14 protein-coding genes are annotated in these 15,189 nt (G+C 72.4%); 9 read left to right on the forward strand and 5 right to left on the reverse strand.

Annotated elements, in window-relative coordinates; translation table 11 throughout:
* Window positions 1–15: 15 nt before the first annotated feature.
* From ACWXWW_RS02710 to ACWXWW_RS02725, 4 genes are all read left to right on the forward strand, one after another.
* The gene (locus tag ACWXWW_RS02710) at window positions 16–1,539 is read left to right on the forward strand and encodes a gluconokinase (protein ID WP_324011817.1); all 1,524 of its coding nucleotides are present in this window, start codon (window positions 16–18) and stop codon (window positions 1,537–1,539) included.
* A 110-nt stretch (window positions 1,540–1,649) separates the two neighbouring features.
* Entirely contained in the window at window positions 1,650–3,893 is a 2,244-nt protein-coding gene (locus tag ACWXWW_RS02715; protein WP_455968603.1) for an esterase-like activity of phytase family protein, read from the forward strand.
* A 97-nt stretch (window positions 3,894–3,990) separates the two neighbouring features.
* Window positions 3,991–4,188 carry a hypothetical protein gene (locus ACWXWW_RS02720; RefSeq protein WP_455968605.1) on the forward strand — a complete coding sequence of 66 codons (198 nt, stop codon included), beginning with the start codon at window positions 3,991–3,993 and terminating at the stop codon, window positions 4,186–4,188.
* 34 nt (window positions 4,189–4,222) lie between these two features.
* The gene (locus tag ACWXWW_RS02725; RefSeq protein WP_455968606.1) at window positions 4,223–5,164 is read left to right on the forward strand and encodes a diacylglycerol/lipid kinase family protein; all 942 of its coding nucleotides are present in this window, start codon (window positions 4,223–4,225) and stop codon (window positions 5,162–5,164) included.
* A gap of 82 nt (window positions 5,165–5,246) precedes the next feature.
* Here ACWXWW_RS02725 and ACWXWW_RS02730 read toward each other — a convergent pair whose 3' ends face one another.
* Entirely contained in the window at window positions 5,247–5,702 is a 456-nt protein-coding gene (locus ACWXWW_RS02730) for an acyl-CoA thioesterase (RefSeq protein ID WP_271173313.1), read from the reverse strand.
* Window positions 5,703–5,766: 64 nt separating this feature from the next.
* On the opposite strand from ACWXWW_RS02730, the gene pepN reads away from it, so the two are divergent.
* Complete coding sequence (gene pepN / locus ACWXWW_RS02735) at window positions 5,767–8,262, forward strand: aminopeptidase N (RefSeq protein WP_455968608.1); 2,496 nt, start codon at window positions 5,767–5,769, stop codon at window positions 8,260–8,262.
* Here pepN and ACWXWW_RS02740 read toward each other — a convergent pair.
* Genes ACWXWW_RS02740 through ACWXWW_RS02750 form a run of 3 tightly spaced genes read right to left on the reverse strand, consistent with a single transcriptional unit; the run spans window position 8,250 to window position 10,230 of the window.
* A complete protein-coding gene (locus ACWXWW_RS02740; RefSeq protein WP_271173311.1) occupies window positions 8,250–8,762 on the reverse strand; it encodes a nucleoside deaminase in 513 nt (170 codons plus the stop codon). The genes pepN and ACWXWW_RS02740 overlap by 13 nt on opposite strands.
* A 26-nt stretch (window positions 8,763–8,788) precedes the next feature.
* Entirely contained in the window at window positions 8,789–9,799 is a 1,011-nt protein-coding gene (locus ACWXWW_RS02745; RefSeq protein ID WP_421075281.1) for an NADP-dependent oxidoreductase, read from the reverse strand.
* A gap of 44 nt (window positions 9,800–9,843) precedes the next feature.
* Window positions 9,844–10,230 (reverse strand): DUF1304 domain-containing protein, encoded by a 387-nt coding sequence (locus ACWXWW_RS02750; RefSeq protein ID WP_455968610.1) that lies wholly within the window; start codon window positions 10,228–10,230, stop codon window positions 9,844–9,846.
* 61 nt (window positions 10,231–10,291) lie between these two features.
* On the opposite strand from ACWXWW_RS02750, the gene ACWXWW_RS02755 reads away from it, so the two are divergent.
* Window positions 10,292–10,870: a TetR/AcrR family transcriptional regulator gene (locus ACWXWW_RS02755; protein WP_282979160.1), complete on the forward strand. Its 579-nt coding sequence runs from the start codon at window positions 10,292–10,294 to the stop codon at window positions 10,868–10,870.
* A gap of 11 nt (window positions 10,871–10,881) precedes the next feature.
* Here ACWXWW_RS02755 and ACWXWW_RS02760 read toward each other — a convergent pair whose 3' ends face one another.
* Entirely contained in the window at window positions 10,882–11,493 is a 612-nt protein-coding gene (locus ACWXWW_RS02760) for a dihydrofolate reductase family protein (RefSeq protein WP_455968612.1), read from the reverse strand.
* Between the two features lie 150 nt (window positions 11,494–11,643).
* Here ACWXWW_RS02760 and ACWXWW_RS02765 point away from each other — a divergent pair, with 150 nt between their 5' ends.
* The 3 genes from ACWXWW_RS02765 to ACWXWW_RS02775 all read left to right on the forward strand — a co-directional run bounded on the left by ACWXWW_RS02765 (window position 11,644) and on the right by ACWXWW_RS02775 (window position 15,186).
* Complete coding sequence (locus tag ACWXWW_RS02765) at window positions 11,644–12,912, forward strand: phytase (protein WP_455968613.1); 1,269 nt, start codon at window positions 11,644–11,646, stop codon at window positions 12,910–12,912.
* 127 nt (window positions 12,913–13,039) lie between these two features.
* Window positions 13,040–13,786, forward strand: coding sequence for an ABC transporter ATP-binding protein (locus ACWXWW_RS02770; protein WP_455968614.1), 747 nt, complete (start codon window positions 13,040–13,042; stop codon window positions 13,784–13,786).
* The gene (locus ACWXWW_RS02775; RefSeq protein ID WP_455968615.1) at window positions 13,783–15,186 is read left to right on the forward strand and encodes a permease; all 1,404 of its coding nucleotides are present in this window, start codon (window positions 13,783–13,785) and stop codon (window positions 15,184–15,186) included. Before ACWXWW_RS02770 ends, ACWXWW_RS02775 begins: the two co-directional genes overlap by 4 nt.
* Window positions 15,187–15,189 lie beyond the last annotated feature (3 nt).

The raw sequence follows: 15,189 nt of genomic DNA on the forward strand, positions 1-15,189 counted from the left end.
CGAGGAGGTCGGAGCATGACGAACCCGCGCGACATCGTGATCGGCGTCGACATGGGGACGACCGCCACGAAGGCGGTCGCCTACACGGTCGACGGCGAGCTCGTCGCCTCGGCCTCGCAGGGCTACCCGCTCGAGGAGCCGCATCCCGGTCACGCCGTCCAGGATCCCGAGCTCATCCTGGGCGCGGTCTACGCATCGGTGCGCGAGGTCGTCGCCGAGGTCGGCGCGGAGCGCGTCGCGGGGCTGTCGTTCTCGTCGGCGATGCACTCGCTGCTGGCGCTCGACGCGCAGCTGCAGCCGATCACGCCCGTCGTCACGTGGGCCGACACGCGCGCGGCGGTGCAGGCGGAGCGGCTGCGCGCGTCCGCGAGCGGGCTCGCGCTCCATCGGCGCACGGGAACGCCCATCCACCCCATGTCGCCGCTCACCAAGCTCATCTGGTTCCGCGAGCAGGAGCCGCGGATCCGCCAGCAGGCGGCCATCTGGGCGGGGATCAAGGACTGGGTGCTGCTGCGGATGTGCGGCGCGCTCGTCATCGACCACTCGCTCGCGTCGTGCTCGGGGCTCATGGACATCCACCGCCTCGACTGGGACGAGGAGGCGCTCTCGCTCGCGGGCATCCGCGCCGAGCAGCTCCCCGAGCTCGTCCCGACGACCACGGTGCTCGACGCGCTCACGGAGGAGGGGGCGTCCGCCACGGGCCTCCCGCTCGCGACCCCCGTGGTCGTCGGCGCAGGAGACGGCCCCCTCGCCAATCTCGGCGTGGGCGCCGTGCGGCCCGGGGTCGCCGCCTGCTCGATCGGCACGAGCGGGGCGCTGCGCGTCGCCGTCCGCCGTCCCGCGGTCGATCCTCGCGGCGGCGTCTTCTGCTACGCCCTCACGGAGGACCGCTGGGTCATCGGCGGGGCGATCAACAACGGCGGCGTGACCCTCGAGTGGGTGCGGTCCGAGATCGCCGGCGGTCACGAGTTGTCGACCGCCGAGCTGCTCGATGCGGCGGCGACCGTGCCGGCCGGCTCGGGCGGCCTGATCATGCTGCCCTACCTCCTCAGCGAGCGCGCACCGCACTGGAGCAGCATCGCGCGCGGCGCCTACATCGGGCTCACCCGCGCACATCGCACGGAGCACCTCGTGCGCGCGGCGGTCGAGGGCGTCGCCCTGCAGCTGGCCCTCGTCCTGCAGTCGATGCGCGCGGCCGACCTCGAGGTCGAGGAGATCCGCGCGACGGGCGGCGTCATGAAGCACCCGCTGTGGCAGCAGACCCTCGCGGATGCGTTCGGCGCTCCGGTCGGCCTGCTCGAGGGGCAGGAGGGCTCCAGCTACGGCGCGGCCCTCCTCGGCATGCAGGCGCTCGGGCTCATCGAGTCGATCGACGTCGCGGCCGAGCGCCTGCCCGTGCACGAGACCATCCGCCCGCATCCCGGCGACGCCGCCGTCTACGGAGCGCTCCTGCCCGTCTTCGACGAGCTGTACGACGCCCTCCTGCCGACGTACACGCGGCTTCGGCGGCTCGCGCCCTCGCTTCCGATCGCGTTCTGAGGCGGATGGCCGGGGAGCGTCCCCGGGTGCTTCCGGCCGTTCACCTCGGCGTCGCCGCGCAGCCGCATGCGCGACACCGTCGTGCTCGCGCGGTTCGGTTCGCTGGCGGCATGAAGCGAATCCTCTCCCGGAGGCCCCAGCGCCTGGCCGCGGCCGCCGCGGCGGCCGCCGTGGCCGTCTCCCTCGTCCCCGCTCCGGCCCTGGCCGCGAACGAGAAGGGCGGCGCGCCCGTCGACGAGCCCACGCTCGTCGCGCGCGCGACCCTCTCCGCCGACCACCTCGAGGAGGGGCCGCCGTCGGGCGCCCTCGCGACCCCCGCGAACGGCCGCACGGGCCCGTGGGAGGGCCAGGTCATCCCCGGGTTCTCCGCCATGATCGACAACGGCGACGGGACGTTCTGGGCTCAGCCCGACAACGGGTTCGGCTCCAAGGCGAACTCCGCCGACTTCCTCCTGCGCAGCTACCTCGTCCGTCCCGACTGGCAGACGGCGGAGGGCGGCTCCGGCGAGATCGCGGTCGAGCGGTTCATCTCGTACAACGACCGCGACAACCTCCTGGACTTCCCGATCGTGAACGAGGGCACGGCGGAGCGGCTGCTCACGGGCGCCGACTTCGACATCGAGTCGGTCGTGCGCGCGAAGGACGGCACGTTCTGGGTCGGCGAGGAGTTCGGGCCGTTCCTGCTCCACTTCGACGCGGAGGGCACGCTCCTCGAGAAGCCCTACGCGCTCGAGGGCGCGAAGTCGCCGCAGAACCCCTACCTCTCGGCCGGAGAGACGCCGCGCGTGCGCTCGAGCCGCGGCTTCGAGGCGCTCGCGATCTCGACGAACGGCCACTACCTGTACCCGGTGGTCGAGGGCGCGTACGCCGACGACGCCGACCAGCGTCGCCGGGAGATCCTGGAGTTCGACATCCGCGCCGGCGCGTACACGGGGCGCACCTGGAGCTACCAGGCCGACCAAGAGGCCAACGTCATCGGCGACGCCTTCGCCGTCCGCGGCGGCGATCTGCTGCTCGTCGAGCGCGACGACTTCGAGGGCGAGCAGGCCGTGACCAAGCGCGTGTACCGCGTCGCCCTGGACAGCGTGGACGACGACGGGTACGTCGAGAAGACCCTCGCGCTCGACGCGCTGCGCATCGCGAACCCGAGCGGGATCGGCGCGGGCGACGGCTACGGGACGGGCGAGGTCTTCTCCCTCCCCGTGCAGTCGTTCGAGACGGTCGTGCAGCTGCGCGGCGGCGACCTTCTCATCGGCAACGACAACAACTACCCCGGCAACGACGCGCGCGTGCCGGGCACGCCCGACGACACCGAGTTCGCGGTCGTGTCGTTCGAGAAGACGCGCCCGCAGGTCTCGGCGGTCGACGTCATCGGCCACCGCGGCGCGAGCGGGTACCGTCCCGAGCACACGCTCGCGGCGTACGAGACGGCCATCCTGCAGTGCGCCGACTACATCGAGCCGGATGTCGTGTCGACGAAGGACGGCGTCCTCGTGGCCCGGCACGAGAACGAGATCGGCGGGACGACCGATGTCGCCGCCCATCCGGAGTTCGCCGATCGCCGGACGACGAAGGTCATCGACGGCGCGAGCGTGACGGGCTGGTTCACGGAGGACTTCACGCTCGCCGAGCTGCGCACGCTGCGCGCCAAGGAGCGCGTCCCGCACGTCCGCCCTGGCAGCGCGGCCTATGACGGGCTGTACCTGATCCCCACCCTCGACGAGGTGATCGACCTCGCCCGCCACTCCACGACGTGCGACGGGGAGCCCGTCGGGATCGCGCCCGAGACGAAGCACCCCACCTACTTCGACGGGATCGGCCTCTCGCTCGAGGAGCCGCTCGTCGCGGCGCTCGAGGCCGACGGGATGAATCGCGCGGACGCGCCCGTCGTCATCCAGAGCTTCGAGACCGGCAACCTGCGCGATCTCGACGCGATGACGGATGTCCGGATCGCCCAGCTCGCGAACTCGTCGGGCGCACCGTTCGACCTGCGCGCCGCGGGCGACCCGCGCACGTACGCCGACCTCGTCACGCCCGAGGGGCTCGCGGAGATCGCGACGTACGCCGACATCCTCGGCGCCGAGAAGTCGGTCGTCATCCCGCGCGCGGCCGATGGCACGCTCGCCGAGCCGACCGCGGTCGTCGCCGACGCGCACGCCGCCGGACTCGAGGTGCACGGGTGGACGTTCCGGCTCGAGAACCAGTTCCTGCCCGCCGAGTTCCGGTCGAGCGCCGACCCGAATGCGGCCGGCGATCTCGCCGGGGAGCTGCGCGCGTTCGTCGATGCTGGCCTCGACGGCGTCTTCAGCGACCATCCCGACGTCGCCGTCGCGGCCGTGGCCGACGCGCGCTGACCGGCCGGCGCCATCCGCTCGGCCGCCGCGTGACACGCGGTGTCATCCGCCCGGCTCCCCTCTTCGCGCGGGGAGCCGGGCGGCTTACCATGTCGGGATGTCCTCCGGGAAGAAGAAGAGCAAGCGGGTCAAGCCGAAGAAGACCTGCTGCAAGTCGAAGCCACGCTGCAAGCGGTGCCCCATCCGCCTGCTCGCCGAGGGCAGACTGGACCCAGCGGACGCGAAGAAGATCTTCGCGAAGGACCGCAACCGCAAGCAGGCGAAGAAGGCCAAGCTCGCACTCCCCGAGGGCTGAGGAGGCGAGTCGGCCGCAGGACACAGGGGGAAGCATGGCACTCGAGCGGATCGCGATCGTCTGGAACCCGTCGAAGACCGAGCGCGAGGTGCTCGAGACCGGGCTCGCCGCCGCGCTCGGCGACGACGAGCGGGAGATCTCGTGGTGGGAGACCACTGTCGAGGATCCCGGTCAGAAGGCGACGGAGGATGCGCTCGAGTGGGGCGCCGACGTGATCGTCGCGGCGGGTGGCGACGGCACGGTGCGCGCGGTCGCGGAGCGCCTCGCGGAGCCGGGCGCGGGCGCGGAGCTCGCGATCGTGCCGCTGGGAACCGGCAACCTGCTCGCGCGCAACCTCGACATCCCGCTCAACAACCCGCAGGCGGCGTTCGCCCGCGCGCTCGCCGACGAAGCGCGCGTGATCGACATCGGATGGATCGAGACGGCCGTCGACGGGGCGCCCACTCGACAGGCCTTCGCCGTCATGGCCGGCTTCGGCATCGACGCCCACATGATCGTGGAGACCGACGACGACCTCAAGAGCAAGGTCGGATGGCTCGCCTACGTGGAGTCCCTCGGGCGCGCGGTCAACGCGAGCGAGGTCATCGAGCTGCGGATCGCGGTCGACGGGGGAGAGGCCGTGACGGCGCCGGGCCACACCCTGATGGTCGGCAACTGCGGCATGCTGCAGGGCGGCATCACGCTTCTGCCCGACGCGGACCCGTCGGACGGCGAGCTCGACCTGCTGCTGCTGAGCGCGGAGGGCATCGCCGGCTGGCTGGACACCCTGCGCTCGTTCGTGTGGGACAACGGCATCCGCCGTCTCATGGGTGCGACCGACCGCGCCGAGAGCGGCGAGACGGCGGCCCACGCGCGAGCGACGTCGGTCGCGGTCGAGCTGCCGCAGCCGCGTGTGCTCGAGGTCGACGGCGACGACCTCGGCGAGGTGACGCAGTTCGCGGTCGAGATCCAGCCCGGCGCGCTGCGCGTGCGCTGACGGCGGGCGGTGCGCGTCCTCTGCAGCTTGGTCGGCGGCTCGGCCTGCTCTGAGATCCGAGGCGGGCCCGCCGCGTCGGCGGCTATGCCTGCGGCAGGCGGATGGTCCCGGTCGCGGAGTGCTCGGTCGGCATGCGATCGCGCTGGTAGGTGATCGAGTCGTAGCCGTGCGGGGCGGGGTTGCCGTCCTCGCCGAGGTTCACGAAGACGATCTTCTCGATCGTGAGGATCGTCCGCCGCGTGATCATGTTGCGCACGACAGCGCGCATCGTGAGCGACGTGCGGCCGAAGTGCGTCGCGATGAGGCCCATCTCGATGAGATCGCCCTGCACAGCCGACGCCTCGAAGTTGATCTCCGAGATGAACTTCGTCACGACGCGGTAATTGCCGAGCTGGATGATCGCGTAGATCGCGGCTTCCTCGTCGATCCACTTGAGCAGGCTCCCGCCGAACAGGGTGCCGTTCGCGTTGAGGTCCTCGGGGCGGACCCACTTGCGCGTGTGGAAGTTCATGCGGCCGTCGTCTGCGGAAGTGCTCATCGCGGCCAGCCTACGCGCGGGGCCGCTCCGCGGCGACGGCTCCGCGCCGTGAAAGCATGGACCGGTGAACAGCGCCAACCTCAGCCGTGAAGCAGCGGCCGCGCGATCCGCGGCCATCACCGTCCACGCCATCCGCGTCGAGCTCGATCTCACGGGAGCACCCGATACGCAGCGCAGCGGATTCCCGACGACGAGCGTCCTCGAGTTCGACGCGACGGCCGAGGAGACGTGGATCGACTTCATCGGAGAGGCCGTCGAGTCCGTCGAGGTGAACGGCGTCGCGCACGATGTCGAGTGGGATGGCGCGCGCATCCGCGTCGCGGGCCTCGCCGACCGCAACACCGTGCGCATCGCGGCACGCGGCGCGTACAGCCGATCGGGCGAGGGCCTGCACCGGTTCGTCGACCCCGTCGACGGCGAGACCTATCTGTACACGCAGTACGAGCCCGCCGATTCCCGCCGGGTGATGGCCTGCTTCGAGCAGCCCGACATGAAGGCCCGGTACACGTTCCGCGTCTCCGCGCCGAGCGGATGGCACGTGCTCTCGAATCAGAGCGCGGTCGCGTCGGAGGAGGCGGATGGCGCGCAGCACATCGAGTTCGCGCCGACTCTGCCGATCTCGAGCTACATCACGTCGGTCGCCGCGGGCCCGTACCACCGCGTCGACGGCGTCTGGCGCCGCGACGAGCAGGAGGTCGCGCTCGGCGTCCTCTGCCGCGCGTCGCTCGCGGAGCACCTCGACGCGGACGAGGTGCTCGAGGTCACGCGCCAGGGCCTCGACTTCTTCACGGACGCGTTCGCGTTCCCGTACCCGTGGGGCAAGTACGACCAGGTGTTCGTTCCCGAGTACAACCTCGGGGCGATGGAGAATCCCGGTCTCGTGACCTTCACGGAGGCCTACGTGTACCGGGGCGCGTCGACGACGGCGCAGCACGAGGCGCGCGCCAACACGATCCTCCACGAGATGGCGCACATGTGGTTCGGCGATCTCGTCACGATGCGCTGGTGGGATGACCTCTGGCTCAAGGAGTCGTTCGCCGACTACATGGGCTCGCACGCGGCCGCCGCGGCGACCCGGTTCACAGACGCCTGGGTGACGTTCGCGAATCGACGCAAGGCGTGGGCGTATCAGCAGGACCAGCTGCCGACGACCCATCCGATCGTCGCCGACATCCCCGATCTCGAGGCAGCCAAGCTCAACTTCGACGGGATCACCTACGCGAAGGGCGCATCGGTCCTCAAGCAGCTCGTCGCGTTCGTCGGCGAGGAGGCGTTCTTCGAGGGGTCCCGACGCTACTTCGCCGCGCACGCGTACGGGAACACGACCCTCGAGGATCTGCTCGCGCAGCTCGAGGCCGTGTCCGGCCGCGACGTCCGCGCGTGGTCGCGCGCGTGGCTCGAGACGACCGGCATGTCGACGATCTCGGTCGAGCGCGGGCAGGGCCTCACCGTCGTGCAGACCGATCCGCGTCCGCACCGGCTCTCGCTCGGCCTGTACGCGCTCGACGCGGGCCGCCTCGTCCGCCGCGCATCGCTCGACCTCGACATCCGCGCGGAGCGCACGACCGTGGATCTCCCGGTCGCCCCCGACGTCGATCTGATCCTCCCGAACGACGGCGACCGCACATACGCCAAGGTCCGCCTCGACGCGCGCTCGCTCGACGCCGTGCACGAGGCGCTCTCGACCATCGACGATGCGCTCGCGCGGGGGCTCGTGTGGTCGGCGCTCTGGAACGCGGCCCGCGACGGGGAGCTCCCCACGGGGCGGTACCTCGAGATCGTCCGGCGTCACGCACCGGCCGAGTCGAACGTCGCGCTGCTCGGCGGCGTGCTCGCGAACTCCGCCTACGCGGTCGGGCACTACACGCCGGAGTCGTCGCGCGCGACCGAGCGTGCGGCATGGCTCGAGACGACGTGGCAGGGGATGACCGCGGCGGCACCGGGGTCGGACGGCCAGCTCGCCTGGGCGCGTGCGGTCGCGTCGGCGGCGGCCTTCCACGACGGGCGCGCCGCCGACCTCCGTGCGATCCTCGCGGGCGAGCGGCCAGCGCCGGATGGTCTCGCTCTCGACCCCGACCTCCGCTGGGCGTGGCTCGCGGCGCTCGCCGCAACCGGGCATGCGACGACTGCCGACGCCGACGCCGAGCTCGCGCGCGACGACACCGCGAGCGGCCGGACGGAGCACCTCCGGGTGCTCGCGTCGCGCCCTGACGCCGTGGTCCGCCGGGACGCGTGGAACGCCGCGTGGGAGGACCGGACGCTCACGAACGACCACCTCTCGGCGACCATCTCGGGCTTCCGCGCCGGCGGCCGGCGCGACCTCGTGGCCGAGTTCGACGACGCCTACTTCGCGCGGATCCGCGCCGCGTGGGAGGAGCGCAGCATCGAGATCGCGGGGCGCCTCGTGCGAGGGCTGTTCCCCGAGGCCGATTCGCTCGATCGCGTCGACGCGTGGCTCGCCGCGAACGGCGACGCCCCGGCCGCACTGCGCCGGATCGTCATCGAGGAGCGCGACCACCTCGCGCGCGCCCTGCGGGTCCGCGCGGCTCAGCCGGCCTGATCGCCGTCGTCCGCCTCGCGGCCGAGCATGCGCGCGTGCAGGGCGCGGATCTCGGCCGCGAGCTCGGGCGCGGGGCCGGCGACGCGGACGCCGGGCGCGACCGCCGTGATCGGCAGCGCGGCGACGGGGCCAGGGGCGACGCCCCACGCGCGATGCCACGCGCCCAGCTGCTCGGTGCTCGACGCGTACACGATGCGCCCGAGCCCGACCCAGGCGTGCGCAGCGGCGCACATCGGGCAGTGCTCGCCCGAGGTGTACACGGTGCACGTCCGCCGCTCGGCGGGCGACAGGTGCGCGGCTGCCCAGCGTGCGATCTCGAACTCCGGGTGGCGGGTGGCGTCGCCGTCCTTCACGCGGTTGCGGTCCTCGAAGCGCACGAGGCCCTCGGCGTCGACGAGGACGGAGCCGAACGGCTCATCCCCGTCGTCGAGGGCCTCGCGCGCGAGGTCGACGCAGCGGCGCAGGTGCGCCAGATCGGTGTCGCTCAGGGTGGTGCTCATGTCGCGACGATAGCGCGGCCCTGGCCTCAGATCCGGACGAGCATCTTCCCGGTGTTCGCGCCGCGCATCATGTCGAGGAACGCGTCGACCGCGTGGTCGATGCCGTCGACGATCGTCTCGTCGTAGGCGATGCGTCCCTCCGCGAGCCAGCCGCCCATCCGCTCCTGGAACTCCGGCGCCGCCGACAGATGCTTGCCGACCGTGAAGCCCTCGAGGCGCAGACCGCGCGTGACGAGGTTCGACAGGTTGTCGGGGCCCGGCACGGGGCCGTCGGCGTTGTACGTGGCGATCGCCCCGCACAGGGCCGCGCGGCCGCCGTCGTTGAAGGCGTCGAGGGCGGCCTCGAGGTGGTCGCCGCCCACGTTGTCGAAGTAGACGTCGATGCCCTCGGGCGCGACGTCGGCCAGCTGCTGACGGATGGGGGCGACCTTGTAGTCCACCGCCGCGTCGTAGCCGTACTTCTCGGTGATCAGGGCGACCTTCTCGGGCGAGCCCGCCGAGCCGATCACGCGCTTCGCGCCGAGGAGCCGCGCGATCTGGCCCGCGGCCGTGCCCACTGCTCCGGCCGCGCCCGAGATGAAGACCGTGTCGCCCTCCTTCATCTCCGCGATGCGAGTGAGCCCGACGTACGCCGTGAGCCCGGTCATCCCGAGGATGTGGAGCCGCAGCGAGAGGGGCACGCCGGGCAGGTCGGGGACGACTCGGAACGCCGACGCGTCAGCCTGCGCGATGTCGCGCCATCCGAGCTGGTGCACGACGACGCTGCCCACCGGCACGTCGTCCGACGCCGACGCCACGACCCGTCCGACCGCTCCGCCCTCCATGGTCTCGCCGAGCGCGTACGGCGCGACGTAGCTGCGCGCGTCGTTCATGCGCCCGCGCATGTACGGGTCCACGGAGACGAACGCGTTCTCCACACGGACCTCCCCGGGAGCGAGGTCGCCGTAGGTCACCTGGACCGTGCGGAAGTCCTCGTGGGTCGGCCAGCCCTGAGGGCGGGACACGAGCTGGATCTGAGTGCTGACGGCGGATGGCATGGACCGGGTTCTCTCCTTCGCTGCGGTTTCGCGGGGTGCGTCGATCACAGGGCGAGGCCGATCGCGAGCGCGATCACAGACAGGGCAGGGACCAGGCCCTGCTTCAGCGCGGCCGCGGCCTTGTCGGGGCTCGAGATCAGGAGCACGAGGCTCGCGGCCAGCATCGAGCCCACTCCGGTGAAGACGAGGGTCGCCCCGACGACGGCCGCGCCCGTGGCGAACAGCACGACGCCGAGTGCCGCGACGATCGCGAGGAACAGGTTGTAGAAGCCCTGGTTGAAGGCGAGCTCCTTCTGCGCCTCGGCCGCCTCGCGCGTCTGGCCGAACGTCCTGAGGGCGCGCGGGCTCGTCCAGGCGATCGACTCGAGGAAGAAGATGTAGACGTGGACGAGTGCCGCGACGGCGGCGAGCACGAGACCTGCGATGATCATGATCGACCTTTCTGTAATGACCGTTACAATATAGTCCGGGGAACGGGTGACGGGAGCGGACATGGGGCGGATTCCGAGCTTCGACCGCGCGGAGGTCGTGCGCGCGGCGCGCGGCGTGTTCTGGCACGAGGGCTATGAGGGCGCGTCGGTGCCGGCGCTCGAGGAGGCGACGGGGCTGCGGCGGTCGAGCCTCTATCACGCGTTCGGATCCAAGCGCGGTCTCTTCGACGCCGCCGTCGAGAGCTACCTCGACGAGGTCGTGCGCCCGCGCCTGCGGCCGCTGCAGGGCGCGGACGTGGCGGTGACCGCGGCACGCGACTACCTCGTGGGCCTGCGCGATGCGCTCGCGCGGGCGCGCACGCTCCCGGCCACGAGCGGGTGCCTCCTCATCAACGCCGCGTCGGCGCCGATCGGCGACGACCACGCGGTCGCCGAGACGGTCGCGGCCTACCGTGCCGAGCTGCGCGACGCGCTCGCCGCAGGCGTCGCGGCACGGCATCCGGAGCGGTCGGAGGGCGAGCGGCTGCGACTCGCGGAAGCGCTCACGGGGCTCGTCGTCGCGGCGCTCGCCACCGTGCGGGTCGACGCGCAGGCGGCGGCGCGCACGCTCGACACCGCGGTCGACCTGCTGGAGGGCTGAGCTCCGCGGGATCAGCGCGCGTCCGCGGCGTCGCGGTACGCGACGGCGTACCGGATGTGGGTCACGCCCGTGCCCTCGACGACCTGGAGCTGCGTGAGCTCGATGTCCCGGCGGGCGATCCCGTCGAGGTACCGCGTGCCGGCGTGCAGCAGCACGGGCGCGAGGTCGATGCGGATCTCCTCGAGGATGCCGCGGTCGAGGCACTGGCGCACGATGTCGGCGCGCGCGACGTTGATGTCGCCGTCGCCGGCGAGCTCGCGCGCGATCCGCAGTCCCTCGTCGAGGTCGCCGACGAAGGTGAAGGGCGCGTCCGGCACGGGCGGCCAGCCTTCCGGAGGCGGTCGATGCGTGACCACGACGGTCGGCGAGTCGCCGGGCGGCCTCCCGCCCCAGCCCCGCGCGTCGTCGAAGATCCCGCGTCCGGCCACGAACGCGCCCTCGGTGTCGTTCTGCCGCCAGTAGTCGGCGCTCGCCTGCGACATGTGGAACACCAGGCCGTAGCCGCGCAGCGGCACCTCGACGTCGCCGTTCTCGTACCAGTCGAAGAGCGCGCCGACCCGGCCGTGCTCGTCGGCGATGAATCCGTCGAGAGTCGTCGTGAAGCTCGAGAACACCACTCCCATGCGCCTGCCTCCTCGGGGCCGCCTGCGACTGACGCTAGGCACCCGCGGCGGCGCCGTCAACGCCGGTCGTCGCGTCAGCGCCGGTTCATGTCGCGTTCACGGCCGGGGAGAACGATCGAGCGTCACCGTTCCCCGAACCGAGGAGAGACCTTGCTGCCCCGACTGCTCACCGTCACCGCGATCGGCACGGCCGCCGTGCTCGTCGGCGCCTCCGCCGCGCAGGCGCGCCCTCACCACGACGAGCCCGATGAGCTCACGGCCGTGCTCGAGACCCCCGCGCTGTGGGACGAGGACGACGCCGACGCCGATGACCCCGCGATCTGGATCGACGAGGACGACCCAGAGGACAGCGTGGTCATCGCGACCGCGAAGGAGGCCGGCATCTACGTGTACGACCTCGACGGCGAGGAGCTCCAGCACATCGCCCCGAAGCCGGCACCCGGCGACGACCACGCGCCCGGCCGCTACAACAACGTCGACATCGTCGAGGACTTCGAGCTCGACGGCGACGAGGTCGACCTCGCGGTCGCGTCCGACAAGGGCATGGACGACTTGGGCATCTTCGTCATCGACGACGGCGAGCTGACCGAGGTCACCGACCCCGACGCCGGCTGGATCTTCAGCGCCTCTCAGGAGGAGATCGACGGCGAGCACACCGCGTACGGCCTCACGACGTGGCAGGACGACGACGGCGCGTACGCGCTCGTCAGCCGCAACTCCGAGACGGAGGTGGCCCTCCTCGAGCTGAAGGCGCGCGAGGACGGCACGGTCGGCTGGGAGCGCATCCGCGAGCTCGCCCTGCCGGCCGCGTTCACGCTGCCCGACGGCTCCACCTGGACGACGTGCGACGACCCCGGCGAGTACGCGCAGGTCGAGGGGATGGTCGTGGATGAGCGGACGGGGACGGCCTACCTCGGCCAGGAGCTCGTGGGCATCTGGAAGGTCGATGCCGACCTCACCGGAGAGCCCGAGCTCGTCGACACCGCGGTCGAGTTCGGCCAGCCCGCCGTGTACGACCCGGAGACCGACGAGTGCGTCGCGGGGGAGAACCCCGGCTTCGGCGGCGATGCGCTGCGCACCGACATCGAGGGGCTCACGATCTACCGCACGAAGGGGAAGAAGGGCTACCTCCTGGCCTCGAGCCAGGGCGACGACACCTTCGCCGTCTACGAGCTGCAGGGCGGGAACGACTACGTCGGCTCCTTCGCGATCGGCGACGGTGCGGTCGACGGCACGCAGCACAGCGACGGTGCGGACGCGGTGAGCGCGAGCCTGCCCGGGTTCGACGGGGGACTGCTCGTCGTGCAGGACGGCGACAACACGCCGGAGGGCTCCGACGAGGCGAGCACGAACTTCAAGTTCCTCGCCTGGGAGGACGTCGCGGAGCGCAGCGGCCTCGACCTCGACGCACGCCGGTGACGGGTCGGAGGGGAGCCGCCGGCGGGGCGGCTCCCCTCCGCGACCGAGACGGGATACATCGCGAGGATGACCGGATGGGGCCGCCCGGCGGACGACGCCGCGGGAGGCCATCCGATGTCATGGAGGCATGCACACTCCAGACCCTCGACCCGATGCCTCCGCCCATGCCCCGTCCGCCCCGCTGCTCAGCGGACGCGGCCTGACGAAGGCCTACGGGCCGACCTACGCGCTCGCGGGCGTCGACATCGACGTGCGCCCGGGCGAGGCCGTCGCGATCATGGGCGCCTCGGGGTCGGGCAAGACCACCCTGCTGCACGTGCTCGCGGGCATCATCACCCCCGATGCCGGGACGGTGACCCTCCAGACGCGCGCGGGCGCCAGGCTCGTGAACGACCTGCGCGAGTCCGAGCGCTCGAAGCTGCGTCGCGAGGAGCTCGGCTTCGTGTTCCAGCAGGGCCTCCTCCTGCCTGAGCTCACGGCCGTCGAGAACGTCGCGCTCCCGCTCATGCTCGCCGGCCATCCGCGGGAGGCGGCGCAGGCGCACGCCGGGCAGTGGCTCGCGGCGCTGGGCCTCGCCGGCATGGAGGACCGTCGCATCGGCCAGCTCTCCGGCGGTCAGGCGCAGCGCGTCGCGATCGCGCGCGCCCAGGCGACCGGAGCGCGCGTCGTGTTCGCCGACGAGCCGACCGGCGCGCTCGACTCGGCCACGTCGGCCGACGTGATGACCGCCCTGCTCGACGCGACCCTGCGTCAGGGGCACGCGCTCGTCGTGGTCACGCACGATCCGCAGGTCGCGGCGCGCTGCACGCGGACCATCCGCCTGAGCGACGGACGGATCGTCCAGGGCGAGCGGACGACGGCGGTGGCGCGATGACCGCGCTGGCGGCCGAGCGCACGGCGCCTCCCGCGCCGCTCGGGCAGGGGAGCGGCCGCGCCCCGGTGCTGCGCCTGACCTGGCACCTCTCGCGACCGAGCGCGCAGAGCGCGGCTGCGTTCGCGCTGCCCGCCGTCGCGTTCGCCGTGACGACCGCTCTCCTCCTCACCGTGCTCGGGGGCGTGCTCATGTTCTGGGCCTGGCCGGTCGACGACGCCGGCATCGTCCCGCTCTACCAGGTGCTGAGCATCGTGGCGCTCGCGATCCTCGCGGTGCCGCTCATGGCTCTCGGCGGCGCTGCGGCCCGGCTCTCGGCGCGCCGTCGTGACGACCGGCTCGCGACGCTCCGCCTCCTCGGGGCCACGCCCCGCCTCGTCACGATCATGACCGTGCTCGAGTCGACGGCGGTCGCCGTGGCCGGGGCGCTCGTCGGCATCGTGCTCTACCTCGGTCTCATGCCGTTCGTCGGCCTCATCCCGTTCCTCGGACGGCCGATCGGCGCGGCGTCGCTCTGGGTCGGAGTCGGGCCGCTTCTCGGCGTCGTCGCCGCGGTCGGCGCGGTCGCCGCCCTCAGCGCGGGGCTCGGACTGCGCCGCGTCAACATCTCTCCGCTGGGTGTGCGGACGAAGCAGGAGGCGCCGCGGCTGCACTGGCTGCGGGCGGTCATCGCCGTCGCGGTCGTCGCGGGTGCGTACGCGGTGCTCAGCGCCCTGGGAGCTCTGCCGGGATACGCCGCCGTCGTCATCGCGGTCGGCGGCTGCTTCGCCGCGGGCGTGGGCGTGCTCGGGCTCATCGGGCCGTGGGCGATCGGCGTGCACGCGCGGCTCCGCGTGAAGCGCGCGACGACCCCCGAGCGGCTCGTCGCGGCGCGCGCCGTCCTCGAATCCCCCAAGGCCGCATGGCGGCAGGTCGGCGGGATGGCCATGACGACGTTCGTCGCGGTGGTCGGCGGCTCGGGCATGGCCTTCGCCGAGGCGACCCCGGCCGGCGAGGGAGCGGAGGCCTACCTCATGGTCGACGTGCGCACGGGCATCCTCATCACGCTCGTCGTCTCGTTCCTCATGGTCGCGTGCTCGGTGGGCGTCAATCAGGCGGCGGCCATCCTCGACCGGCGCGGGCTCTACGTCGCGCTCGATCGCATCGGCATGCCGCGGGCGACGATGGAGGCCGCCCGCACGCGCGCGACGATGGGGCCGCTGCTCTTCACAGTCATCGTCTCGGCGCTCGCCGGGGGCGCGCTCGTCTTCCCGCTCCTCGGCATGTCGCTCATCCTCGCGCCCATCTCGATCGTCGTCATGGTCGCGTGCTTCGCGCTCGGCATCCTGCTCGTGTGGCTCGCCCTGCGGGCGACGCGCCCCGTGCTCACCCGCGTGCTGCGGGACCCCGAGCGGACCGAGTAGCCG

It is taken from the genome of Microbacterium sp. KNMS (assembly GCF_053851835.1).

Bases quoted from the DNA above. Each gene is read 5' to 3' on its own strand.
- ACWXWW_RS02710 (WP_324011817.1), top strand. From the start codon at position 16: ATGACGAACCCGCGCGACATCGTGATCGGCGTCGACATGGGGACGACC.
- ACWXWW_RS02715 (WP_455968603.1), top strand. From the start codon at position 1,650: ATGAAGCGAATCCTCTCCCGGAGGCCCCAGCGCCTGGCCGCGGCCGCC.
- ACWXWW_RS02720 (WP_455968605.1), top strand. From the start codon at position 3,991: ATGTCCTCCGGGAAGAAGAAGAGCAAGCGGGTCAAGCCGAAGAAGACC.
- ACWXWW_RS02725 (WP_455968606.1), top strand. From the start codon at position 4,223: ATGGCACTCGAGCGGATCGCGATCGTCTGGAACCCGTCGAAGACCGAG.
- ACWXWW_RS02730 (WP_271173313.1), bottom strand. From the start codon at position 5,702: ATGAGCACTTCCGCAGACGACGGCCGCATGAACTTCCACACGCGCAAG.
- ACWXWW_RS02740 (WP_271173311.1), bottom strand. From the start codon at position 8,762: ATGAGCACCACCCTGAGCGACACCGATCTGGCGCACCTGCGCCGCTGC.
- ACWXWW_RS02745 (WP_421075281.1), bottom strand. From the start codon at position 9,799: ATGCCATCCGCCGTCAGCACTCAGATCCAGCTCGTGTCCCGCCCTCAG.
- ACWXWW_RS02750 (WP_455968610.1), bottom strand. From the start codon at position 10,230: ATGATCATCGCAGGTCTCGTGCTCGCCGCCGTCGCGGCACTCGTCCAC.
- ACWXWW_RS02755 (WP_282979160.1), top strand. From the start codon at position 10,292: ATGGGGCGGATTCCGAGCTTCGACCGCGCGGAGGTCGTGCGCGCGGCG.
- ACWXWW_RS02760 (WP_455968612.1), bottom strand. From the start codon at position 11,493: ATGGGAGTGGTGTTCTCGAGCTTCACGACGACTCTCGACGGATTCATC.
- ACWXWW_RS02770 (WP_455968614.1), top strand. From the start codon at position 13,040: ATGCACACTCCAGACCCTCGACCCGATGCCTCCGCCCATGCCCCGTCC.
- ACWXWW_RS02775 (WP_455968615.1), top strand. From the start codon at position 13,783: ATGACCGCGCTGGCGGCCGAGCGCACGGCGCCTCCCGCGCCGCTCGGG.